Annotated in this window: 2 protein-coding genes; both read right to left on the reverse strand. The window is 66.8% G+C overall.

Annotated elements, in window-relative coordinates:
• Positions 1-2618, reverse strand: a 2618-nt coding sequence (locus GGR71_RS20870; protein WP_184452293.1) for a condensation domain-containing protein, incomplete at its 3' end; no start/stop codon positions are given.
• A gap of 52 nt (positions 2619-2670) precedes the next feature.
• A partial coding sequence (locus GGR71_RS20875) for a non-ribosomal peptide synthetase (protein WP_184452295.1) occupies positions 2671-5382 on the reverse strand: 2712 nt, incomplete at its 5' end.

Here is a 5382-nt window from a genome sequence, read left to right on the forward strand (position 1 = left end):
GTCAGCTCCGGGCGGTTCAAGTAGCCGCGGGCCACACCAGCACCGCCGATGTACAGCTCACCGATCACCCCGATCGGCACCGGCTGACCCTGCGCGTCCAGCACGTAGACCTGCGTGTTGGCGATCGGCTTGCCGATGGGAATGATGTGTGCTCCGTCGGGCACATCGGCCACACGATACGTGGTCGCGAACGTCGTGCCCTCGGTGGGTCCGTAGCAGTTGAGCAAATGTGCTGGAGACGAGGAGCCGCGCAATGCCCGGGCAGCGCTGCGCGGCTCCAGCACGTCGCCGCCGACCAGCAGATAGCGCAGGCCGGGAAACGACAGGCCGAGCACATTCACGTATTCGTTGAACAGCCCGACCGTGAGCAGCAGCAGGGTTGCCGCTCCTTCGCGCAGTGTGTCGCCGAGCGACTGTGGGTCCATGAGCACAGGCTGGGGAATGACCAGCAGGCGCGCACCATTGAGCAACGCCCCCCACACCTCCCATGTGGCTGCGTCGAACGCCGGGTTGGAACAATGGCCGACGCAGTCGTCCGCCGAGATCGGCACGGCCGCATTGTCGGTGGTCAGGTGCACCACATTGCGATGTTCGAGCATCACGCCCTTCGGCTTGCCTGTGGAGCCGGAGGTATAGATCACGTAGGCCAGGTGACACGACGTCAGCCCATCGATGACGGGGTTCGCGACATCCCCGGCGCCGGCAGCGGCCACGATGTGCTCGAAGACCAGCAACGGGCACGACGCGGTGTCCAACACCGGCACGGCCTCCAATAGCGTGGCTTCGCTCAACACGGCGGTTGGCCGGGTGTCCTCCAGCATGTACGCCAGACGTTCCGCAGGGAGCGCGGGGTCCAATGGAACGTAGGCGCCGCCAGCCTTCAGCACGCCCAGCATGCCTGCGGCCAGCGCAATCCCACGCTGCGCGCAGAGCGCGACGCGGCAGTCCGGACCCACGCCCAGCGCGATCAGGCGATGCGCGATCAGGTTGGCCTGGCGATTGAGTTCGCCGTAACTGAGCAGCAGGCCGTCGCAGTCGATCGCGATCGCCTGCGGTTGCCGCGCCGCGTGTGCCTCGAACAGGACATGGATCAGGGCGTCGTGCCGAGACGGTCGCTGCGTCGCGTTGAAGCCGTATACAACCTGCCCACGCTCGGCGGCGTCCAGCAGTGGCAGGCGCGTGACCGCCTGGCAATCGTCGGCCACCATCGTCTCCAGCACCCGCACCCAGTACCCGAGCATCCGCTCGATTGTGCTGCCGTCGAACAGATCGGTGGCATAGATCGCACCGCCCACCAGCCCGTCGGCGCCATCGACCAGGGAGAGCGCAAGGTCGAAGTGCGCGGTCTTCTGCACCGTTTCCAGTGCGGCCATGGTCAGTTTTGAATCCGGCAACGATGGCGGCTGCTCCACGCCCGGCGTGTTGTCCAAGGCCAGCAGCACCTGGAACAGCGGGCTGTAGCCGAGACTGCGAACCGGCTGGATCGCTTCCACCACCTGCTCGAACGGTAGGTCCTGGTGCGCATAGGCGCCCAGGGTCGTGGCCTTGATCCGCGCCAACAACTGGGCGACGGTCGGTGCACCGGACAGGTCCACACGCAGCGCGAGGGTATTGACGAAGAACCCCACCAGCGGCTCGATCTCTGCCCGCTGGCGATTGGCCACTGGCGTGCCGATCACCAAGTCGGTCTGCCGGCTCAATCGCGACAACAGGATCGACCACCCCGCCAGCAAGGTCATGAACAAGGTGGTGCCATGGCGCTGCGACAAGGCGCGCAACTGCTCGCTCAGTCGGTGCGACAGGCGCAGCATCCGACGATCGCCACGGTAGCTCTGCACGGCAGGGCGCGGCCGGTCGGTGGGCAATTCCAGCAATGCCGGGGCGCCAGCCAGCTGTCTCCGCCAGAAGTCGACCTGCCCCTGCAACACGTCGCCCTGCAACCAGCCGCGCTGCCAGGCAGCGTAGTCGGCGTACTGGATCGGCAACGGCGGCAATGGATCTGCCAGGCCGCGGCTGAACGCGGCATAGAGGGCCCCCACTTCCTTTGCCAACACGCCGATCGACCAGCCATCGGAGATGATGTGGTGCTGGGTGACCAGCAACACGTGCTCGCGCTCGGACACTACCAGCAAGCGGCCACGGATCAGCGGCCCCTGTGCGAGATCGAACGGCGCACGGGCCTCCTGCAGGCTCACCTGCGCAAGCGCGGCGTCCTGCGCGGCCGGCTCCAGGGCACTCAGATCGTGCACCGTCAGTGCGAAGCCGACGTCCGCGGCGGCGATCGCCTGCCGCGGCTCGCCCTCCACACTGACGAAGGTGGTGCGCAGGTTCTCGTGCCGCGCCACGATGCGGTCCAGGCTCGCCTGCAACGCCGCGCGATCCAGCGTACCAGTCAATCGCAGCGCCGCCGGGATGTGGTAAGCCGCACCAGCCGCGTGGTCGAGCTGATCCAGGAACCATAGCCGCTGCTGTGCCCACGACACCGGCAAGAGGCCGCCTCGTTCCACTGGCTGGATCGGTGCGCTCCCGACCGGCTGCGGCGCAAGTTTCGCCTTTGCCAGCTTGAGCAGGCGTTCCTTTTCGGCAATGGAAAGGTTCTTCAGCGCAGTACGTTCCATCTAGCGACCTTGTCTGCAGGTGTCCTTGCGAATCCGTAGCGTCGGAACGCGCTCAAGGCGCTGCCGGTGCTTCGTCGATGGAGGCCAGCATGTCCAGCAACTCCACCTGGTCGAACTGCGCCAACTGGCGTTCGACCATGAGCGCGGCCAGGGCCGACAGCTGCGGCGACATGAACACGTCGCGCAGGTCCATCTCCACCTGCAGCGCCTCCTTGAGCCGGACCACGACCCGTACTGCCAGCAGCGAATGCCCGCCGAGTTCAAAGAAATGATCGTGGCGGCCTATACGCTCCAGGCCCAGCAGTTCCTGCCAGATCGTGGCGATGGCCTGCTCGGCTTCGCCGATCGGCGCTTCGTACGGGCGACTGGCCACGGCCTCCTGGTCGGGTGCGGGGAGCGCCTGGCGGTCGAGCTTGCCGTTCGGCGTCAGCGGGAACGCGTCCAGGATCACGAACGCCGCCGGCACCATGTACTCCGGCAACTCCTGCAGCAGGCGCTCGTGCAGCGTGGTGGACGCGCACGTGTGGCCGTCGTGTGGCAGCAGGTAGGCGACCAGGCGTGTCTCGCCCGTCGTGTCCTCGCGTGCTACCACCGCGGCCTCACGTACCCCCGCGCAGGCCGCCAGCCTGGCCTCGATCTCGCCCAGTTCGATGCGGAAGCCGCGGATCTTGACCTGGAAATCGTTGCGGCCCAGGTACTCGATCGTGCCATCGGGCAGCCAGCGGCCGAGGTCGCCGGTCCTGTACATCCTGGCGTCGGCATCATCGACGAAAGGATCGGCAAGGAAGCGCTGTGCGGTCAGCTCCGGACGATCGAGGTAGCCACGCGCCACGCCGGCACCGCCGATGTAAAGCTCGCCCGCCGCACCGACCGGCACAGGCTGTCGCTGCGGGTCGAGAAGATAAATGCGCACATTGCCCAGCGGCCGGCCGATCTGCGGCCGATCCCCGCTGCCGTTGATCAGCGCCAGCGAACTGTCCACCGTACATTCGGTGGGGCCGTAGACATTGAAGAACCGCGTGCGCTGGTCGCCGTTCAGGCGCCGCCAGATGCTGGCGGGGATCGGCTCGCCGCCGATCATGATCGCCTGTGGCCGATACGTCGCCTGATCCAGCAGGCCTTCGGCCAGCAAGGCCTCCAGTTGTACCGGCGTGCAATCCAAGGCATCGAGCCGGTAGCGGCCCAGGAACTCGAGCAAGGCCCGCGCGTCAAGGCGTACATCCTGGGGAAGCATGACCACGCAACGACCCGACAGCAGTTGCAGCAGTGACTTGATCGAGGCGTCGAACGACAACGATGCGTTCAATCCCACGCGCGCCTGGGCGTCCAGCTCGGAAAAGATTGAATGCTCCAGCTCCGACTGCAGGTTCATGACCGAGGCATGCTCGACCATTACACCCTTGGGCTGCCCGGTGGAGCCCGAGGTATAGATCACGTAGGCCAGGTGGTGCGGGGTCAACCCGTCCACCTGCGGATCGACTGCATGCTGCGCCGGTGCCGCGTCGCGCTCGGCGTCGAGCGCGAGCACTGGAACATCCAGCGATTGCAGCAGCGGCAGGCGCGCCTGCGATGCCGAGGAACTCAACACTGCCACGGGTGTGCTGTCGGCGAGCATGTAGGCCACACGTTCGGCAGGATGCGAGGGATCCAGCGGTACGTAAGCCCCCCCTGCCTTCAGGATGCCCAGGATCCCGGCGAACGTCGCCAGGCTGCGCTCGGCGAAAAGCGCAACGCGATCGTCCGGCGCAAGTCCGAGCGCGATGAGCCGGTGTGCGATTCGGTTCGCATGTCGATTCAGTTCGGCATAGCTGAGCTGCTGGCCTGCGAACTCCACGGCAACCGCGTCGGGCTGCGCAGCGGCACGCGCCTCGAAGGCGGTGTGGATCAGCTGCCGCGGTTGCGTGCGGACCGGTCCCGGGTTGAACTGGTCGACCAGTTGCGTGCGTTCCGCCGGTGTGAGCAGCGGCAGGCTGCCGACCGTCATGGCATCGTCAGCCACCATGGCCTGCAGCAGCATCAGCCAGTGGCCGAGCATGCGTTGCACGGTATCGCGTTCGAACAGGTCGGTGGCGTACACCACGCCCCCCACCAGCCCGCCCTCGGTCTCCGTCATCGACAGGGACAGATCGAAGCGCGCGTTGCGGTGCGCGCCTTCGACCGCAGAGAGCGTCAGGTCCGGCAGACGGTCCAAGCCATCGTCCCCTGGCGTGTTGTTCAGGCTCAGCGCCGCCTGGAACACCGCGTTGTGGCTCAAGCTGCGCTCGGGCTGCAGGGCTTCGACTACCTGCTCGAACGGTAGATCCTGGTGAGCATAGGCGTCGAGCGTGGTCGCCTTGACCTGCGCCAGCAGCCCGGCCACGCTCGGGTCGTCGCGCAGATCGACGCGAAACGCCAGGGTGTTGACGAAGAAGCCGATCAACGGTTCGATCTCGGCACGTTGCCGGTTTGCCACCGGGCTGCCGATCACCACCTGGTGCTGGCCGCTCAGCCGCGACAGCAGCACCGCCCACCCGGCGAGTAGGGTCATGAACAGGGTGACGCCGTGGCGCTGGGCCAGCGCATGCAGCGCCCTGCTGAGATCGTGCGGCACGCGTACCGGGACACTGTCTCCCGCGTAGCTCATCACCGCCGGCCGCGGCCGGTCGGTCGGCAGTTCCAGCAGCGCTGGGGCGCCCGACAGGTGGCAACGCCAGAACTCGATCTGTTCCTGCAGGACATCGCCCTGCAACCACTGCCGCTGCCAGGCCGCATAGTCGGCGTACTG

The sequence above is a fragment of the Xanthomonas sp. F1 genome, assembly GCF_014199855.1.